The sequence below is a fragment of the Pannonibacter anstelovis genome, assembly GCF_036881715.1.
In the GTDB taxonomy this organism is placed as follows: domain Bacteria; phylum Pseudomonadota; class Alphaproteobacteria; order Rhizobiales; family Stappiaceae; genus Pannonibacter; species Pannonibacter anstelovis.
In genome coordinates, this window is the sequence record NZ_JBAKBF010000008.1 from 80,763 (window position 1) to 98,556 (window position 17,794).

The 17,794-nt window shown below is 64.3% G+C and carries 12 protein-coding genes and 1 tRNA gene; 7 read left to right on the forward strand and 6 right to left on the reverse strand.

Features of this window, described 5'->3' with window-relative positions; genetic code table 11:
* The first annotated feature begins 300 nt into the window (after positions 1-300).
* The 6 genes from V6L75_RS13550 to V6L75_RS13575 are packed head-to-tail and all read left to right on the forward strand — an operon-like array spanning position 301 to position 7,808.
* A complete protein-coding gene (locus V6L75_RS13550) occupies positions 301-930 on the forward strand; it encodes a TetR/AcrR family transcriptional regulator (protein ID WP_334252028.1) in 630 nt (209 codons plus the stop codon).
* On the forward strand, positions 918-2,525 hold the full coding sequence (locus V6L75_RS13555) for a carboxyl transferase domain-containing protein (protein WP_334252029.1): 1,608 nt from the start codon (positions 918-920) through the stop codon (positions 2,523-2,525). The genes V6L75_RS13550 and V6L75_RS13555 overlap by 13 nt, the downstream gene beginning before the upstream one ends.
* An 11-nt stretch (positions 2,526-2,536) precedes the next feature.
* The gene (locus V6L75_RS13560; protein WP_334252030.1) at positions 2,537-4,531 is read left to right on the forward strand and encodes an acetyl/propionyl/methylcrotonyl-CoA carboxylase subunit alpha; all 1,995 of its coding nucleotides are present in this window, start codon (positions 2,537-2,539) and stop codon (positions 4,529-4,531) included.
* The gene (locus tag V6L75_RS13565; RefSeq protein WP_334252031.1) at positions 4,521-6,164 is read left to right on the forward strand and encodes an acyl-CoA synthetase; all 1,644 of its coding nucleotides are present in this window, start codon (positions 4,521-4,523) and stop codon (positions 6,162-6,164) included. The genes V6L75_RS13560 and V6L75_RS13565 overlap by 11 nt, the downstream gene beginning before the upstream one ends.
* Positions 6,161-7,018 (forward strand): hydroxymethylglutaryl-CoA lyase, encoded by an 858-nt coding sequence (locus tag V6L75_RS13570; protein WP_334252032.1) that lies wholly within the window; start codon positions 6,161-6,163, stop codon positions 7,016-7,018. Before V6L75_RS13565 ends, V6L75_RS13570 begins: the two co-directional genes overlap by 4 nt.
* Before the next feature lies 1 nt (position 7,019).
* On the forward strand, positions 7,020-7,808 hold the full coding sequence (locus tag V6L75_RS13575) for a crotonase/enoyl-CoA hydratase family protein (RefSeq protein ID WP_334252033.1): 789 nt from the start codon (positions 7,020-7,022) through the stop codon (positions 7,806-7,808).
* Positions 7,809-7,830: 22 nt separating this feature from the next.
* On the opposite strand, the gene V6L75_RS13580 is transcribed toward V6L75_RS13575, so the two are convergent.
* Together V6L75_RS13580 and V6L75_RS13585 are read right to left on the reverse strand one after the other, a co-directional pair.
* Positions 7,831-9,606, reverse strand: coding sequence for an SLC13 family permease (locus tag V6L75_RS13580; protein WP_334252034.1), 1,776 nt, complete (start codon positions 9,604-9,606; stop codon positions 7,831-7,833).
* Positions 9,607-9,781: 175 nt separating this feature from the next.
* Positions 9,782-10,672, reverse strand: coding sequence for a hypothetical protein (locus V6L75_RS13585; RefSeq protein ID WP_334252035.1), 891 nt, complete (start codon positions 10,670-10,672; stop codon positions 9,782-9,784).
* Positions 10,673-11,405: 733 nt separating this feature from the next.
* Between V6L75_RS13585 and V6L75_RS13590 the strand changes: the two genes are divergently transcribed.
* Positions 11,406-12,764 (forward strand): AlbA family DNA-binding domain-containing protein, encoded by a 1,359-nt coding sequence (locus V6L75_RS13590; RefSeq protein ID WP_334252036.1) that lies wholly within the window; start codon positions 11,406-11,408, stop codon positions 12,762-12,764.
* 19 nt (positions 12,765-12,783) lie between these two features.
* Here V6L75_RS13590 and V6L75_RS13595 read toward each other — a convergent pair.
* The 4 genes from V6L75_RS13595 to V6L75_RS13610 form a co-directional block, all read right to left on the reverse strand.
* Positions 12,784-12,859 (reverse strand) — tRNA-Thr (locus tag V6L75_RS13595).
* 458 nt (positions 12,860-13,317) lie between these two features.
* The gene (locus V6L75_RS13600; RefSeq protein WP_334252037.1) at positions 13,318-15,117 is read right to left on the reverse strand and encodes a heme biosynthesis HemY N-terminal domain-containing protein; all 1,800 of its coding nucleotides are present in this window, start codon (positions 15,115-15,117) and stop codon (positions 13,318-13,320) included.
* Between the two features lie 26 nt (positions 15,118-15,143).
* A complete protein-coding gene (locus tag V6L75_RS13605; RefSeq protein WP_334252038.1) occupies positions 15,144-16,970 on the reverse strand; it encodes a COG4223 family protein in 1,827 nt (608 codons plus the stop codon).
* A 124-nt stretch (positions 16,971-17,094) separates the two neighbouring features.
* Positions 17,095-17,793: a uroporphyrinogen-III synthase gene (locus tag V6L75_RS13610; protein WP_334252039.1), complete on the reverse strand. Its 699-nt coding sequence runs from the start codon at positions 17,791-17,793 to the stop codon at positions 17,095-17,097.
* Position 17,794: the final 1 nt, after the last annotated feature.

Consider the following 17,794-nt stretch of genomic DNA (forward strand, 5'->3'; position numbering starts at 1 on the left):
ATAGGGCTCGTAAAAACCGCCACGGCCTAACGGCAATCGGCAAAACGGACAAGAGCAACCCGCCCAAAATACAACTACAAGCCACAACCCTTGATTATTGCAGCGGTTGAGATGGTAGCTTTTCCTTTTAAGCATCAACGCACTACGCCAAGGGAGACAGAACAGAATACCTGCGGAAAACTTCCGGAAAGCGGGCACCGCGGTGCACCGGCCACGGTGACAAGCGCATGCCTGGGCATTCAAAGGCGGCTTGCAAATGAATGATCGTTCATTTATTTTCCTCACCTGGAGGAGACAGGCATGGCACGCACGGTGGGAGCCAGGGGAGAGGAAACGGCAGAGCGCGTGCGCGAGGCAGCGCTGCGGCTGTTTGCGCGCGAGGGCTACGCCGCCGTTTCCATGCGCCAGATTGCCACCGCTGTCGGCGTCCAGCCCGGGGCGCTTTACAACCACTTCCCCACCAAGCAGGACATCCTGCGCGACCTGATGGTCAGCCACATGCAGGCCCTGCTTGAAGCCTGGGACGAAAATTGCGCCGCAGCAGAGCTCGGCGAAGGCCCGGATGCGGCGCTGGAGCGCTTCACCCGCTTTCACATCCGCTACCATCTGGCGCGCACCGATGCGGTGTTTGTCTCCTACATGGAGCTGCGCAATCTTGAGCCGGATAACTTTCAGGCCGTCGAGCATCTGCGCCAGCGCTATGAGGCAATCCTGACGGACATTCTGAAGCGCGGCGCGCAGGCGGGCAGCTTTGCCGTCAGCGAGCCGCAGGTGGCCACCCGCGCCATCATCGCCATGCTGACCGGCCTTGGCACCTGGTACCGGGAGGGCGGCAGGCTCTCCAAGGCCGATATCGAAACCATTTATCTGGACATGGTGACCGCAAGCGTCACCGGAGGGAGAGGAGCCGGGAGACAATGGGCATCCTGAAATCGAACGCTGCCACACGCGGCGAGGTTTTCGAGAAGAACCGCAAGGCGCATGAAGCGGCCCTTGAAGAGGTGCGCCGGGCAGCGGAAGCGGCCTTTGAAGGCGGTGGCGCGGAAGCCCGCGCCCGCCATGCCTCACGCGGCAAGATCCTGCCGCGTGAACGCGTCTCGCGCCTGCTCGACCCCGGCTCGCCCTTTCTGGAGGTCGGCCTTTTCGCCGCCCATGGGCTCTATGACAACGCCTCCCCTTCCGCTGGCCTGATTGCAGGCATTGGCCGCGTCGAGGGCCGGGAGGTGATGATCGTCGCCAATGACGCGACGGTGAAGGGCGGCACCTACTACCCCATGACGGTGAAGAAGCACCTGAGGGCGCAGGAGATTGCCGCCGAAAACAATCTGCCTTGCGTCTATCTGGTGGATTCGGGCGGCGCCAACCTGCCGAACCAGGACGAAGTGTTCCCCGACCGAGACCATTTTGGCCGCATCTTCTTCAATCAGGCCAACATGTCGGCACGCGGCATTGCCCAAATCGCCGTGGTCATGGGCTCCTGCACCGCAGGCGGGGCTTATGTTCCGGCCATGAGCGATGAAACCATCATCGTGCGCAATCAAGGCACCATCTTCCTCGCAGGCCCCCCGCTGGTGAAGGCGGCGACGGGTGAGGAAGTGAGCGCGGAAGACCTTGGCGGCGGCGATGTGCACACGCGCCTGTCCGGTGTGGCCGATCACCTCGCCCGTGACGACGCCCATGCGCTGGCCCTTGCCCGCCGGGCGGTGGCCAATCTCAACCGCACCAAGCAGGTGCATCTCGACCTGCAAAGCCCGGAAGACCCGCTCTATGATCCGGAGGAAATCTTCGGCGTGGTTCCGGCGGATCTGAAGACGCCCTATGACATCCGCGAGGTGATCGCCCGCATCACCGACGGCTCGCGCTTTGACGAGTTCAAGGCCCGCTACGGCACCACGCTGGTCTGCGGCTTTGCCCATATCTACGGCATGCCGGTGGGCATCATCGCCAACAATGGCGTGCTCTTCTCCGAGAGCGCGGTCAAGGGTGCGCATTTCGTCGAGCTTTGCTCCCAGCGCAAGATCCCGCTCGTCTTCCTGCAGAACATCACCGGCTTCATGGTTGGCCGGAAGTATGAAAGCGGCGGCATCGCCAAGGATGGCGCCAAGCTGGTGACGGCTGTGGCCACCACCTCCGTGCCGAAGATCACCATGCTGGTCGGCGGCTCCTTCGGGGCGGGCAATTACGGCATGTGCGGACGCGCCTATTCGCCCCGCTTCCTGTGGACCTGGCCCAACTCCCGCATTTCGGTGATGGGCGGCGAGCAGGCCGCAGGCGTCCTGGCCACCGTCCGGCGCGAAGGCATCGAGCGCAAGGGCGGCAGCTGGTCCGCAGACGAGGAAAAGGCCTTCAAGCAGCCGGTCATCGACCAGTTCGAGGCGCAGGGCCACCCGCTCTATGCCTCGGCACGGCTGTGGGACGACGGCATCATCGATCCGCGCAAGACGCGCGAGATCCTCGCCCTCTCCCTCTCCGCCGCCCTAAACGCCCCGATCGACGACACCCGCTTCGGCCTGTTCCGGATGTGAGGGAGGAAATCATGTTCAGAAAGATCCTCATCGCCAACCGTGGTGAAATTGCCTGCCGGGTGATCAAGACGGCGCGCAGGCTTGGTGTCCGCACTGTCGCGGTCTATTCGGATGCGGATGCGGGCGCGCAGCATGTGGCCATGGCGGACGAGGCCTGGCGGCTGGGTCCGGCACCGGTGGCTGAAAGCTATCTCAAGGCCGAACGCATCATCGAGATCTGCCGCCAGTCGGGCGCAGAAGCGGTGCATCCGGGCTATGGCTTCCTGTCGGAGAATCCGGATTTCGTCGAGGCGCTGGAAGCGGCCGGCATTGCCTTCATCGGCCCCAGCGCCAGCGCCATCCGCGCCATGGGGCTGAAGGATGCCGCCAAGGCGCTGATGGAAAAGGCTGGGGTGCCAGTGGTGCCGGGCTATCACGGCGACAATCAGGATGCCGGTTTCCTTCAGGAGCGCGCCGATGAAATCGGCTATCCGGTGCTGATCAAGGCCCGTGCGGGCGGCGGCGGCAAGGGGATGCGCCGGGTGGACCGGCGCGAGGATTTCCGCGCCGCTCTGGAAGGCGCGCAGCGCGAGGGCGCGGCGAGCTTCGGCGATCCGCGCGTGCTGATCGAGAAATATCTGACAAAGCCCCGCCACATCGAAATTCAGGTCTTCGGCGACAGTCAGGGCAATGTGGTGCATCTGTTCGAGCGGGACTGCTCGCTGCAGCGCCGCCACCAGAAGGTGATCGAGGAAGCCCCTGCCCCCGGCATGCCGGAGGCCATGCGCGCCGCCATGGGCGCTGCCGCCGTCAAGGCCGCGCAGGCCATCGGCTATTGCGGGGCGGGCACGATCGAGTTCATCGCCGATGTGTCGGAAGGCCTGTCGCAGGACCGGTTCTACTTCATGGAGATGAACACCCGCCTGCAGGTGGAGCATCCGGTGACGGAATACATCACCGGGCAGGATCTGGTGGAGTGGCAGCTGAAAGTGGCAAACGGCGAGCCCCTGCCCCTGACGCAGGACCAGCTGGCCATCAACGGCTGGGCCTTCGAGGCGCGGCTTTATGCCGAGGATGCGGAACGCGGCTTCCTGCCGGCCACCGGCACGCTGACCCATCTGCGCCTGCCGGAAGACATGGCCCGCGTTGATTCCGGCGTGCGGCAGGGCGACACGATCACCCCATGGTATGATCCGATGATCGCCAAGATCATCGTCCACGGCCCGGACCGCAAGACGGCGCTGGCCCGGCTGCTGGCAGCGCTTGAGGCAACGGAAGTGGCGGGCTCGGTCACCAACGCCGCCTTCCTCGCCGCCCTGTGCCGCCACGAAGGCTTTGCCGCCGGAGACGTGGACACCGGCCTCATCGGCCGCGATCAGGAGGCGCTGACCGCAAGGCCCGGCACGCCGCCCGTGGTTCTGGCGCTTGCCGCCCTCACCAGCCTTGGCCTGACGCGCCCTGCCACCGGGCAGGACCCGTGGGAGCGGCTGAGCGGCTGGCGGGCCTGGAGCGCAGCGCGCCAGTTTGCCGTGCTCGACCACAAGGGCACGCGGCTTGAAATCGAGGTGCACAGCCTTGGCCGCAGCCGCTTTGCCGCCCATGTGGCGGGAAGCGTTCTGGAGGTCGAAGTCACCCATGTGGAAGACGGCACCATCCGTTTCGGCATGGGCGGCCACCGGGACAAGGCGCGTATTGCCGATATGGGCGCGGCCATCTCCGTCTTCCACGGCGGCGAGGCCTTCGAATTCACCCGCGCCGACATGCTGTCCGGCGAGGATGAGGGCGATGCTGCCGGTGACCGGCTGATTGCCCCGATGCCGGGGCTGGTGAAGGTGCTGACTGCCACCAAAGGGCAGGCCGTGACACGGGGCGAGCCGCTGCTGATCCTGGAAGCCATGAAGATGGAGCACACGCTCACCGCCCCGCGTGACGGAGTGATTGGCGATGTCTTCGTCAGCGAAGGCGAACAGGTGACCGACGGCACGCTGTTGCTTGCCCTTGCTCAGGAGAGCGCCGATGCTGCCTGAAGCTGACAGCTATGAGGCGATGCGGGCGGCCTTCCGCTGGCAAATCCCCGATCGCTTCAACATTGGCACCGCCATCTGCGACCGCTGGGCGGACGCAGAACCGGACCGCGAGGCCATCACCTATGTGGCCGAAGACGGCACCGCCACCCGCGTCAGCTATGGCGAGCTGAAGGCCCTGTCGAACCGCATGGCCAACCTGTTCCGCGCCCGTGGCCTTGAGCGCGGCGACCGGGTGGGCGTGCTGCTGCCGCAGAGCGTTGAAACCGCCGCTGCCCATATCGCCGCGCTGAAATGCGGGGCGGTCACCATTCCGCTCTTCACCTTGTTCGGCGAAGAGGCACTGGAATACCGGCTGGGCAATGCGGGGGTGAAGATCCTCGTCACCGATGCAGGCGGCGCGGCCAAACTGGAGCGCCTGCGGGACAAGCTTCCGGCCCTCACCACCGTGTTCTGCACCGGCGGCGCCCATCACAGCGCGGAAGATCTGGCACGGTCCATGACCGGCCACGAGACAAGCTTCACTCCGGTGGACACCGCAGCCGAAGATCCGGCCATCATCATCTACACCTCCGGCACCACCGGCCAGCCCAAGGGCGCGCTGCATGGGCACCGGGTGCTGCTGGGCCATCTGCCCGGCGTGGAAATGAGCCACGACTTCCTGCCCCGCCCCGGCGACCGGTTCTGGACACCGGCGGACTGGGCCTGGATCGGCGGCCTTCTCGATGTGCTGATGCCCGCGCTCTATCACGGCATCCCCGTGGTTGCCTGCCGCTTCCGCAAGTTCACCGGGGAAGCGGCCTTCGAGCTGATGGAAAAACAAAACATCCGCAACGCCTTCCTGCCGCCCACCGCACTGAAGATGATGCGGCAGGTGGAGGCGCCGGAGACGCGCTACAGGCTTGCCCTGCGCTCCGTCGCCTCGGGCGGGGAGACCCTGGGTGCCGAGCTGATCGCCTGGGGCCGCAAGGTCTTTGGCCTGACCATCAACGAGTTCTACGGCCAGACCGAGTGCAACATGATCGTGTCGAGCTGCGCCGCCGTCATGGAGGCGCGCCCCGGCATCATGGGCCGCGCCGTGCCCGGCCATGAGGTGGACGTGGTGACGGAGAAGGGCGAACTTGCCGCCGATGGCGAACAGGGGCTGATCGCCGTGCGCGGGCCCGATCCGGTGATGTTCCTTGGCTACTGGAACAACGAGGCCGCCACCCGCGCCAAGTTCCTCAACGGCTGGATGCTGACCGGCGACACGGGCGTGCGTGATGCGGACGGCTGGCTGCGGTTTGTGGGCCGCGATGATGACGTGATCACCTCCTCCGGCTACCGCATCGGACCGGGCGAGATCGAGGATTGCCTGCTGCGCCATCCCGCCGTTGCCATGGCCGGCGTTGTCGGCAAACCGGACGCCCAGCGCACGGAAATCGTCAAGGCTTACATCGTGCTGAAGGCCGGGGTGGAACCCCGCGACAGCCTCGCCGATGACATTGCCCAATTCGTCAAGACCCGCCTTGCCGCCCACGAATACCCCCGCGAAGTCGAATTTGTTGACGCCCTGCCGATGACAACCACCGGCAAGGTGATCCGCCGGGAGCTGCGCCAGCGGGCAAGCGGGGAACTTTCCGGAGAAAACTCATGACCGGCTTCGTCACCCTGTTCGAAATGGGTCCCCGCGATGGGCTGCAGAACGAGAAGACGCTGATCGCCACCGCAGACAAGATCCGCCTTGTCGACATGCTGAGCGCCTGCGGCTTTGCCAAGATCGAGGTCACCAGCTTCGTCAGTCCCAAATGGGTGCCGCAGATGGCCGATGCCGCCGATGTGCTGGCGGGCATCCACCGGCGGCCGCAGACCGCCTATACGGCCCTCACCCCCAACGTGAAGGGCTACGAGGCCGCCCGTGCGGCCGGGGCGGATGAGGTGGCCGTGTTCGGCTCGGCCTCGGAAGGCTTTTCGCGCAAGAACATCAATTGCTCCATTGCAGAGAGCCTGGAACGATTCCGCCCGCTGGTGGACAAGGCGCTGGAAGATGGGATCCTGGTGCGCGGCTATATCTCCTGCGTCACCGATTGCCCCTACGACGGCCCGACCCCGCCGGAAAGTGTGGCCGATGTTGCCGCCAAGCTGCTGGCCATGGGCTGCTACGAGATTTCCCTCGGCGACACCATTGGCGCAGGCACGCCGGAAACAATCGCCCGGATGCTGGATGCGGTGCTGGCACAGGTGCCCGCGCAAAAACTCGCCGGGCACTACCACGACACCAAGGGGCTGGCCCTCGCCAATATCGAGGTGAGCCTTGAAAAGGGCTTGCGCGTCTTTGACGCCGCTGTCGGCGGGCTCGGCGGCTGCCCCTATGCCCCCGGCGCGAAGGGCAATGTGGCGACGGAAGCCGTTGCCGCCCTGCTGGCAGACAAGGGCTTCGAGACCGGACTGGACAAGGGCAGGTTGGCGGAAGCCGCCGCCTTTGCCCGCACGCTCAGGAAGGACGCATAAAATGAGCGGGACATTCGAGACCATCCGCCTTGAAACGGACGCCCGCGGCGTTGCCACGCTGACGCTCGCCCGCCCGGACAAGCACAACGCCCTGTCGGCGCAGATGATTGCCGAACTGACCGCTGCCGCCGCCCAGCTTGCTGCAGACAGCGCCGTGCGCGTGGTGATCCTCACAGGCGAGGGCGCCAGTTTCTGCGCAGGCGGTGATCTCGATTGGATGCGCGAGCAGTTTACCGCTGACCGTGCCACCCGCATGGCCGAGGCACGCAAGCTGGCACTGATGCTGAAGGCGCTGAACGAGTTGCCCAAGCCCCTCATTGGCCGCGTGCAGGGCCAGGCCTTTGGCGGCGGCATCGGCATGATGAGCGTCTGCGATGTGGCGATTGCTGCGGAAGGCGCGAAATTCGGACTGACCGAGACCCGCCTTGGCCTGATCCCGGCCACGATCAGCCCCTATGTGCTGGCCCGCATGGGTGAGGGCAAGGCGCGCCGGGTGTTCATGTCCGCCCGGCTGTTCGATGCACAGGAGGCCGTGGCACTGGACCTCGCCGCCCGGGCCGTTGCTCCGGAAGATCTGGACGCCGCCATCGAACGCGAGGTAAAGCCCTATCTCTCCGCCGCGCCCGGCGCCGTTGCCCGCGCCAAGCGCCTTGCCCGCTCGCTCGGCACACCCATCACGGATGCGGTGATCGAGGATACCATCCGCCAGCTTGCCGATTGCTGGGAAGACCCTGAAGCCCATGAAGGCATCTCCGCCTTCTTCGGCAAGCGCAAGCCAGCCTGGGCGTAATTTTCCCCGCAGCTCCTGCTTGTCAGAACGGGAAGAACAGCGGAATGGCGATGACCGCCACGACGGCAAACAATATGTTCAGCGGCAGCCCCACGACGAGGAAGTCGCGGAACTTGTAGCCGCCGGCACTGTAGACGAAGGTGTTGGTCTGATAGCCGATGGGCGTTGCAAAGCTGGCGCTGGCGGCAAACATCACGGCCATGATGAAGGGCCGGGGATCAAGCCCAAGCTGCTGGGCCAGCGAAATGGCCAGCGGACCGACCAGCACCGCGACCGCATTGTTGCTGACCATCTCCGTCAGGGCCGAGGTGAGAATATAGACCATGGCCAGAATGACGATCGGACTGGCATGGCCCAGCAGATGCATCACTCCGTCCACCACGAGCTGCACCGCCCCGGTCTTTTCCATGCCGATGCTGAAGCCGAGCATGCCGTAGATGAGGAAGAGGATGTTCCAGTCAATCGAATCAAAGGCATCCTGCGGCTCGATGCAGCGCGTCATCATCACGGTGACGGCCCCGATCAGCGCCAGACCCTCGATGGGCATGATATTGAGCGCCGCAAGAACCATAACGCCCAGGATGGCGGCAATGGCGATGGGGGCTTTCTGGCGGCGGATCGGGCTTTCCTGGGGCTCCGAGAGGTTGATAAGCCCTTCGCTCTGGGCCAGCCGCTGCAGGCCCTCGGCAGGGCCTTCCAGCAGCAGCGTATCTGCGAAATGCAGGCGGAGCGTGTTGATTTCCTTGGAGATATTCCGGTCCTGCCGGTGCACGGCCATCACATAGACGCCATAGGTGCGGCGCAAGTCCAGCGAATTGAGCAGCCGCCCGATCAGCCGTGAGTTGGGGCCGACACTGGCCTCCAGCGTGATGCTCTGATCGGCGGCAACCGGCTCGAAGCCCTGGTCGGACACATCGCGGAATTCGATCTGCCCGTCCTCCTTCAAGGCCAGAATCTCGCCTGTTCCGGTCTTCACGACAATGCGGTCACCGGCCTGCAGGGTGATGCCATCCAGCCTGTTGCGCAGGGACTGTTCGCCGCGCAGCACGTCCACCACCCGGCTCTGGCTGTTGGTGAAAGGCAGTTCACTCAGCGTCTTGCCCACATAGCGTGAGCCCGCCGGCACCAGCAGCCGCGCCATGAAACGGCGCGAGCCGCCCTTCCCCAGCACCCCGGCCATGGACTGGCGCTCGGGCAGAAGATAGCGCACGGCAAAGAGCATGTAGAGCAGACCAACGGCGGCAAAGACAAGACCGACGCCAGTCATCTCGAACATGCCGATAGGCGGCAGCCCCGCCTTTGCCGTGATGCCGCCCATCAGAATATTGGTGGACGTGCCCACCAGCGTCAGCGTGCCGCCCACAATGGCCGCATAGGAGAGAGGAATGAGAAACTTAGATGGGGTAGAGCCGAGCTGTGCCGAAACCGCGATCATCACCGGCGTCAGCAAAATGACCACAGGCGTGTTGTTCATGAAAGCAGACGCGATGATGGCAAAGACCATCATGATGAAGACTGCCCTGAGATAGGAGCCCTTGGCCGACGCGCCGAGCCAGTCGCCCATCACCTGAAGAACGCCGGTTCGCTCCAGAGCGGCGCTCAGAATGAACATCATGGCAATGGTGATCGGCGCCCCGGAGCTGAAGACCGACAGATATTCCCTGGTGTCGATGATGCCGGTGGCCAGAAGCACGGCCGTGCCTGCGAGCGCGGTCACTTCCGGCGGATAGATTTCCTTGAAAAAGCTGAAGAAAACGAGGCCAAGAAGGGCGAAGACGATAAACTGGTCAAGTGTCATGTCCGGACAACACGCCTTTCAGAGCCGCAGGTTCGACGGCGGAGCCTAACACCGGCAGCGCTTGCGATGAAGCAACCGCCAGACAACTGTTTCACAGGAACGTCAATGCCATGCCACAGCGGACGCCCCCCGGAGAAAAGGATTCCTCGATGGCGCAGGGCGAACACAGACGGCCTCAAAGGCCCACCCGCGAACGGGTCTGCCCCTGAGGCCCGGACGAACCGGCCTGCTGCAGGGCGCGCTGCCCGGACCTTTGACGGGCCAGCAGTTCCAGCCCCTCGCGCACGGTACGCGGCATTTCCGGCGGCAGCGGCATGAAGCTTTCCTTGGGCGCAACCTTGCCATAGCGCTTTTCGCGCACCCGCCGGATGCGCCGCTTGCCGCGCTCGGACAGGCCTGTGGGCAGGTCAATGCCGGCACGGTCCATGTCGATGAAGATACGCTCAAGATCCGGGATTGCCTCGGTGGAGATGATGAAGGTGGAGCCGTCCTTGCGGCGGAACGAAAGCGCAGTAGAGGAGCCGGAGCCGCCCAGCAGCACCACAGCCTTTTCGGCCCCCAGCATGGCTGCCGCCCAGTCCAGCGTTCCGCGCATATTGCGCAGTTTCAGCTCGACACGGGCAAGATCCGTATAGCGCACCCGGATGACACGGCCGAGTTCCGTCACCTCGAAGCCATTGCCGAAAAACCGGATCCAGGAGGTTTCCTGCCGTACGGAAATCATGAAGACCGGGATCGACAGGCCCGCGGGCAGAAGCAGCAGAAGGAACCACAGCCCCGCACTGCCAGGCATCAGTCCCGCCCCGGCGAAAGCCGCGGTGAACAGGGGAACTCCGAGGGAAAAACCAACGAGATCAGAGGTGGCGATCGAAGGGCGCCAGCGCGGCTGCACAGCGCCAGTGGGCGGCTTGCGGCGCGGCAGCGATGTGTAGAGCCCGACTGCGCCGCCAAGGCAAACGAGTGCGGTGAAGGCGCTGAACACGGTCAGCCCCCCGGCGAGCCCCAGTACCGCCAGCCCCATCGCCCCCGCACGCCGCGCAAGCTCAATGGTCCCCGTCTCGCCCAAACACCCCTCCGCCCGGCAGCCCGAAAGCCCCGCCGAATCACACCCCGCACACAGGCGTTAACCATGGCCTTGTCAAGGCAGTAAGGTCAAGATTGCAGCGCAAATGGGCGGTGGTGTTTGGAGGGATGGGGGATGCCCCCCCAAAGGCCAATCAGATATCCTGGCCCGGAGCAGGAGGAAGCCTCAGCTCCGCCTTCTCCCGCATCGGCGCTCCCTTCCTTGACGGGCACCCCCTTGCTTCCGTCTTGCCATGGCTCGACCATGGCATCCATGCCCTTGCAGATCCCTGTGCCGGAGCGGTAACGGGGGACGTGTCTTCACAGAGACTGAGCGTGCAGCACGGTCACGGAATGGATGCCATGATCAAGTCATGGCATGACGGGAAGAGGCTTATGAGACATAAATGGAATTACAATCCGGCTTTCGCTTGGCCCTTTTGAATAATTTTCATCAACTGAACCGGTCAAACTTCAAACAACACACCTGTGAATATATTGACCTTTCCGATATCAATTAGCGAAAGAAGTTAATAATTGAAAGTGCATTTCGCCAATTAAAGGATCAGACCATTTTTATTTAAGAATACTAAAATTCCGAAACCTATAATGCAATCCGAGCAGGATTGAAAATCTTCGCGCATCACGCTCGAAATTTTTTATTGCAGTAGTATTGTCAATACGATTGACTGAACGTAGATGGTCCGCCGGACTTAAAGACTAGGTGCTATTGATACATGGAAATTTCCCGCGAGCGCCTTCGAGATTTGCTGGTCGCCCCACGAGAAGACCTCGATTTCGAAGTGAAGAATTGGCTTAATCTGCAAGGCTCAAATGATGACAAAGCGACTTTAGCGAAGGCCATTCTTGCGCTTGCAAATCATGGCGGTGGGTTTATTGTACTCGGATTAACTGAAGCAGATGATGGTGTCCGAGAGGCGGAAGGGCGACCTGCTACGCTCGACGGCTATAATCAAGATCTGATCAATGGTATTGTGCAGTACTACTGCGATCCGCCATTTCACTGTGCCGTTCATATCATTCCAAACCCCGCCGGAGCGATGTTTCCAATCGTAGTCGTTCCGGGTGGGCATAGGGTGCCAGTTCGGGCCCGTCGAGCGGGGCCGAACGGAAATACAATCCAGAACAATGCGATCTATGTCCGCAAGCCGGGCCCCCGCAGCGAGATGCCGCAAAGCGCGCAAGACTGGGATGACCTGCTGGCTCGATGCCTCCGCAATCGACGCGATGAGATGTTCGATCAGATAAGAGACTTGATCACGGGCGCCGTCCCGCAAGCAGAACTACCGCCCGAACCAGCCCGGATAGACGAATGGATAAAAACATGCCGTCAACGGTGGACCGAGCTTACACGGCCTCTCCCTGAGAACGTTGGGCCACGCATGCCTCACGGACGTTACTGCTTTGCATATGAAATATCAGGTGAGCGACGACAAATCGCTCCTGCACAATTTCCCGAAGCGCTCAGGAGGTCCGTAGTTAGGCACACTGGTTGGCCTCCATTTTGGTTTCCAACCCGTGCAGGTATCGAACCATACCCAATTGATGGCGCTGTGGAATGTTGGCTAGGAGGCGACCAACAAACACCTCCAGAACAGCGAGATGCCGCACATTCTGATTTTTGGCGAGTTCACCCTGATGGCTTGGCCTTTCTTCTCCGAGGGTATCAGGAAGACGGCATGGAAGTGCAGCGTAATGGACGCGCTCCTGTTCCGCCTGCCAGTGCATTCGATATTACGCTTCCGGTCTGGAGGACAGGTGAGGCATTGCTGCATGCGAGGAATCTCGCAGACAATCTTTTTGAAGGACCGACAACGATCAGATTCGTTGCAACGTATGAAGGGTTGGCGGGACGCTCATTGGCGAGCATCGATAATCGTCGTGACGTATGGGAGGGCAGGAGATCCCACCAAGACAATATCACCTTGGAGACGAATATCGATACGCAAGCCATCGATCCAAACTTGCCAGAGATTATTCATCCCCTGCTGTCACCACTGTACGCGCTCTTCAACTTCTTCGAGTTGCCAAGTAAGCTAGTCGTGGATGAACTCGCTCGCATGAGAACAGGTTAGGAATTACCAAGGGAAACACTGGTGCCGCTTGCAGGACTCGAACCTGCGACCCCATCATTACGAATGATGTGCTCTACCAACTGAGCTAAAGCGGCTTATCCGGCTGGAGCGATGGAAGCTCTTGCGGATGGTGTCCGGCGCGAGGCGCGGAGACCGGCACCGCTTGGTGCGGTGGTGCGCGCTTGATAGCGGAGGCGGGGCGGGGATGCAAGAGGGTTTCTTGCAAGATTGTCACTGCCCTTCCCGCCTGTGGATGCTTCAGCATCCGCGCGGCTCCGGGCGGCGTTTGAGGGCCTGCGACGGGACACGCACCAAAGAAGATCCGGCGGATTGCTGCCGCAAAGGCCGGGAGCACGGCGGCCCCACTGACACTGCCCGGAGAGCGCAGTGCGGGCCGGGCAACATCCAGAAGACGCAGAGCGGTGCACGCCTTACAGGTCCCGGCCCAGAGGTCAGCAGGGGGCCGGGCCGGTGCGTGGAGAGGCGTTGCGCGTCTTCCGGCGGTCTTCCGGCGGTCTTGGGGCGGTCTTCTGCCCCAGGACCGTTCCCTGCCTCAGTTCACGAACTTCGGCTTGGGCAGAGGCACCTCGTCGGCGGCATCCGGGCCCGGATCATCCGGCAGGCGCGGGAACGGATAGGCCGCAGCGTGGCGGACGGGGCTGTCCGCCTTGTCCGGCGCAGGTGCATCCACGGGCTGGCTTGCCGCAGGGCTGATCACATCAGCGGGGACGGGAGACGCGGCCGCCGCAGCAGCCGGGGGGGCTGCAGGCTTTCCGGCCTGCGCAGAGGCAACGCCGTTGACGGATACTGCGGCTGTCCCTGCGGGCTTGACGGCGGGTGCAGCGGCAGATTTTTCGTCAGGCTTTTCTCCCGGCTTTCCGGCCTGCTTGTCAGCCGGCTCCGGCGTCAGGTCCATCACCGGCTCGCCTCCGGCATCCGGCTTGGGCGCACGCACGGGCATGTCGAAGGGGCCGCTGGGGCGCGGCACCTGTGACGCCCCATCCTGTGGCGCGGCAAGGCCGGGGCGGTCGAACAGGGCCTCATCGGGCAGATCCAGCGCCAGCGCACCGGAGGGCGCGGGCGGCGTGTCCCAGACGAAGGCATCGAGCCGCCCCGTGACCGGCGAAACCGGCGACCAGACGGAGGAAACCACGCCATCGGCAATCCATGCCTTGTCGAGGGGCGCGCGCACGGCGCGGGCAAGCCACTCGCGCATGCGGCCCTTGTCGCCGCTTTCGGCTTCTTCCAGATCCGCCATCAGCAGGAAGGCATTGCGGGTGGGCTCGGAGCGCAGCACCTTTTTCAGCTGGGCGCGGGCTTCGGCGAATTCGCGGGCATCCAGCGCCACACGGGCGATGGCAAGCGCGCCCTCCGCCGTGTTGGGGCGCAGCGCGGCCAGCGTCTTCACCCGCTTCAGCCGGTCGGCAGCGGCATCACCAATGCGGGCATGGGCATAGGCCTCGGCCAAGTCGGGATGCGGCGACAGGCGCCAGGTTGCTTCCAGCACCTTGGCCGCCTTGCGCACATCGCCCTTGCGGGTGGCAAGACGGGCGGTGACGGCTGCGGCAGGCACCAGATCTCCGGCCAGCCCATGCGCCTCACGGGCGAGCTGCATGGCCTGATCGGGATCGCTGTCCTCCAGCTCCAGTGCCCTTGCGGTCAGCAGCACGGCGCGCTGGCGCCGGTAGGCCGGCTTGTCGATGAGGCGGGCGGTGTAGTTCTTTTCCAGCGTGGCGATGGCAGCTTCCCAATCGGAAGCAACCGCCTGATAGCCCAGCACGGCCTTGCCGGCCCAGTCGAGGCTGGGCTGCGCCTTCAGCGCCTCTTCAGCATAATGGCGGGCCGCGGCAGGTGCGCCCTCACGCTCGGCCTCGATGAACAGGCCATGCAGGCCGAGAACGCGGGTGCGCGGATCTTCCAGCATGGTTTCAAAGCGGCGGCGCGCCTCGTCCCGGTCACCGGACATCTGCGCGGCCTGCGCGATCAGCAATTGGGCGGCCGGTTCGCCGGGCAGCAGCTTGCCCGCCTCCAGCCCATGCTTGCGGGCAAGCTTCGCATTGCCCGTACCCAGCGCCAGCAGACCGGAGGACAGGGCCTGATAACCCCGGTCGCGGCGGCGGCGGCGGAAGAAGCGGCTGGCGATCTTCGGCGAGCGCAGCACGGTGAGCACGAGCCAGACTGCCCCGAGAAACAGCGCAAGGCCCACAATGACGACCAGCGCCACGGTGGCGGGCGGCTGCTCCCAGATGTAGCCATTCCAGGTAACGGAGACCATGCCCGGAAGATCGGCGAGCCAGGCGAACCCGAGCGCGGCGGCAAACAGAGCGGCGAAGAAGACGAAAACGCGGATCATGCCAGTCCTCCGGGCTGCGGGTCGGATCAGCTGCCCTTGCGGGCGAGGCTGGAGAGAACGTCCTTCGAGGTCTTTTCCGTAAGCGCATCAACGGCCACACGGGCGCGGGCAGAAGCTGCCCAGTCCGCGCCGGCAGCCTTGCCCGCCTCCGGCAGTTCGTCATAAGCAGTCAGCGCGGCGGGAAGATCGCCAGCAGCGACAGCATTTTCCATCCGCCGCAGGGCCGCTTCCGGCCCCTGGCCGCTGGCATCGCCGGGGCCGCGCACGGCGAAAATGGAGGCGGCGCTGGATGTCAGGCTGTCAAGGATCGAGCCGTCTTCGGCAGGCTTGGCAAAGGTGGCGTGGATGGCGCGGGCCACGGGGGCAAATTCCGCCATCAGCTTCTGCTGCGGGGCAATACCGCTTGCCGCATGGCTCTCCAGCAGGGCTATGTCCGTGCCCTCCGGCAGGCTGGCGCGCAGGGCGGCCAGTTCCGTCTCGAAGGGCTTGCCCGCATCCACCGCAGTTTTGAGCGCGGAAACGGCAACGGCGCGCGCCGCCATTTCACGGGCGGTGGCATCACCCATGGTGGTTTCAACAGCGGCAAGGCGCTGGGTCAGCTCCCCTGCTTCGGCTTTCAGCGCATCCAGAGACCTGCGGCTTTCTTCCGTTGCCGCCGTCAGACCGGCAGACAGGCTGGTCAGCGTGCCGGCATTGCGCCCCTGCGCATCCGAAACCATGCGGATGGCCGCTTCCGTGCTGGTGGCCGCCGATTGCAGCGCCGCCAGAGAAGCAGACAGGCTGTCGATCGCCTTCTGCATGCTGTCGAGACGGGCCGAGAGCTCTGCGTCAGGCGCTGGATTGGCAGCAGGAACTGCGCTGCCATCTGGAGCAGGAGCTGGCGCCGCACCCATGCCATCCACCTTGCCGCGCAGGGCATCCAGCTGGCTGGTCAGATCGGCGAGGCGGGAAGATGTGTCACCGCGCAAGGCGTCAATTGTCTGGGTCAGACGTGTATCGAGGCTCGCCAGTTCCTCCGGGGCGGGAGGCTGGGCTTCACCCTGCGGCTGGCCCTGCGCGGGAGCCGCCTCTTGCAATTCGGCCAGGCGGCGCTCCAGCGTATCGAGACGGGTTGCATCCAGCGCGGCCTGCTCGGCAACGGCGGCACTCAGCCCGGCGCGCAGCGGAAGGTATCCCGCCAGATTGAGACCATAGCCAGCACCAAACACAGCCGCACTGACCAGCAGCGAGGCTGCCAGCGCACCGCCAAAACCGATGGAGGCGGCCGCAGGACGGCGCGGCTGAGAAGAGGACGGCGTCCGCTCAGCCTGAGCTGCGGCGGAAGAAGAGGAAGCGGCTGAAGAGTCTGACGCAGCGCTCTGCCCGGAAGGGCTGGGGGCAGCAGAATTCTGGCCTGCAGAGCTTTGCGAAGCTGCGGAAGAGGCTGATGGCTTGGCGGCACCCGCCGCGCTCTGGCTGGCAGCAGACGGGCCAGCCTGTGCGGCAGAAGCTGCGGACGCGGCCTTGGGTGCCGTTGTTTCCTGAGCCGCCTTGGGGCCTGCAGCGGCGGCGGCCTGCGGGGCTGCACCAGACGCTCCGGCCTTGGGTGCTGACGGCTTTCCTGCGGCTGACTGTTCGGCAGGAGAAGCCTTTGCCTCCTCCTTGGGCGCAGCGGCCTTGGACGTATCTGTCTTGGAAAGATCGGCCTGAGAAGCCTCGGCCTTGGAAGCCTCACCCTTTGCCTCGACCTTCTCCGGCACCAGATCGATGGTAACCGGACGGCGGGAGCCGCCTGCAGCGCCGGATGAAGATGCGCCGGTAGCAGATTCGGAGCCTTTGGCGCCCTGACCGGGCTTGTCCTTTTCGGAAACCATGACCTCTTCCTCCTGTGGCATGACCGGCTTCAGGGCCATCAACTATACACAATACCGGCAGGGCAGGAACCGCTGACCCGGCGTGACATGATGTCTAACCGGCGCGAGCAGGCCACCCCGCTGGTTAACAGCGGTTTAAGGCGCGCAGGAACAGAGCCTCCTCGTCCGGCGTCTCCGCCCATTCCACAGGCCCAAGCGCCGTCAGAGGCGCCCCGGCCTTGGCCGACAGCGCCACCATGCGCGGCAGCATGGCGGGAGCAAGGCCGCGCAGCAGATTGGCACAGACCTCGGCAGAGCGGGTGGAATAGGCGAGCAGAATGTCGATCTCGCCCCTCACCAGTGCCTCGTTGACCTCGTGCGGCCAGCTGGTGACCGGATCGGCCTGATAGACCTCGATCAGACGGCAGCCGATGCCAGCTGCATCGAGATGCTTCTCAAGATCGCCCGAGCGGTCCCGCGCGCCGAAATAGAGAATGTCGCCGCTGCCATGGCAGGCCTCGATCAGGCGGGACAGGTCCCTGGCATCGCCATCGGCACTCAGCACCGAGGTGAAGCCAAGCTCCCGTGCCGCCGCCGCCGTACGGGCGCCCACCGTGTAAACCGCAAGGCGCGCCAGTTCCGGCAGCTGGCGGTGACCCACCAGCGCGCCGATGGCCTGCGAACTGGTGATGGCCAGCGCATCCACCCCGGCGAGATCAATCTCGTCCGGCGCACGGCGCACGATATCCAGCGCAGGCGCCTCGATCACCTCATGCCCCATCTCGCGCAGACGCGCAGCGGTTCGGGCACAATGGGGATAGGGCCGGGTGACGAGAATGCGCATG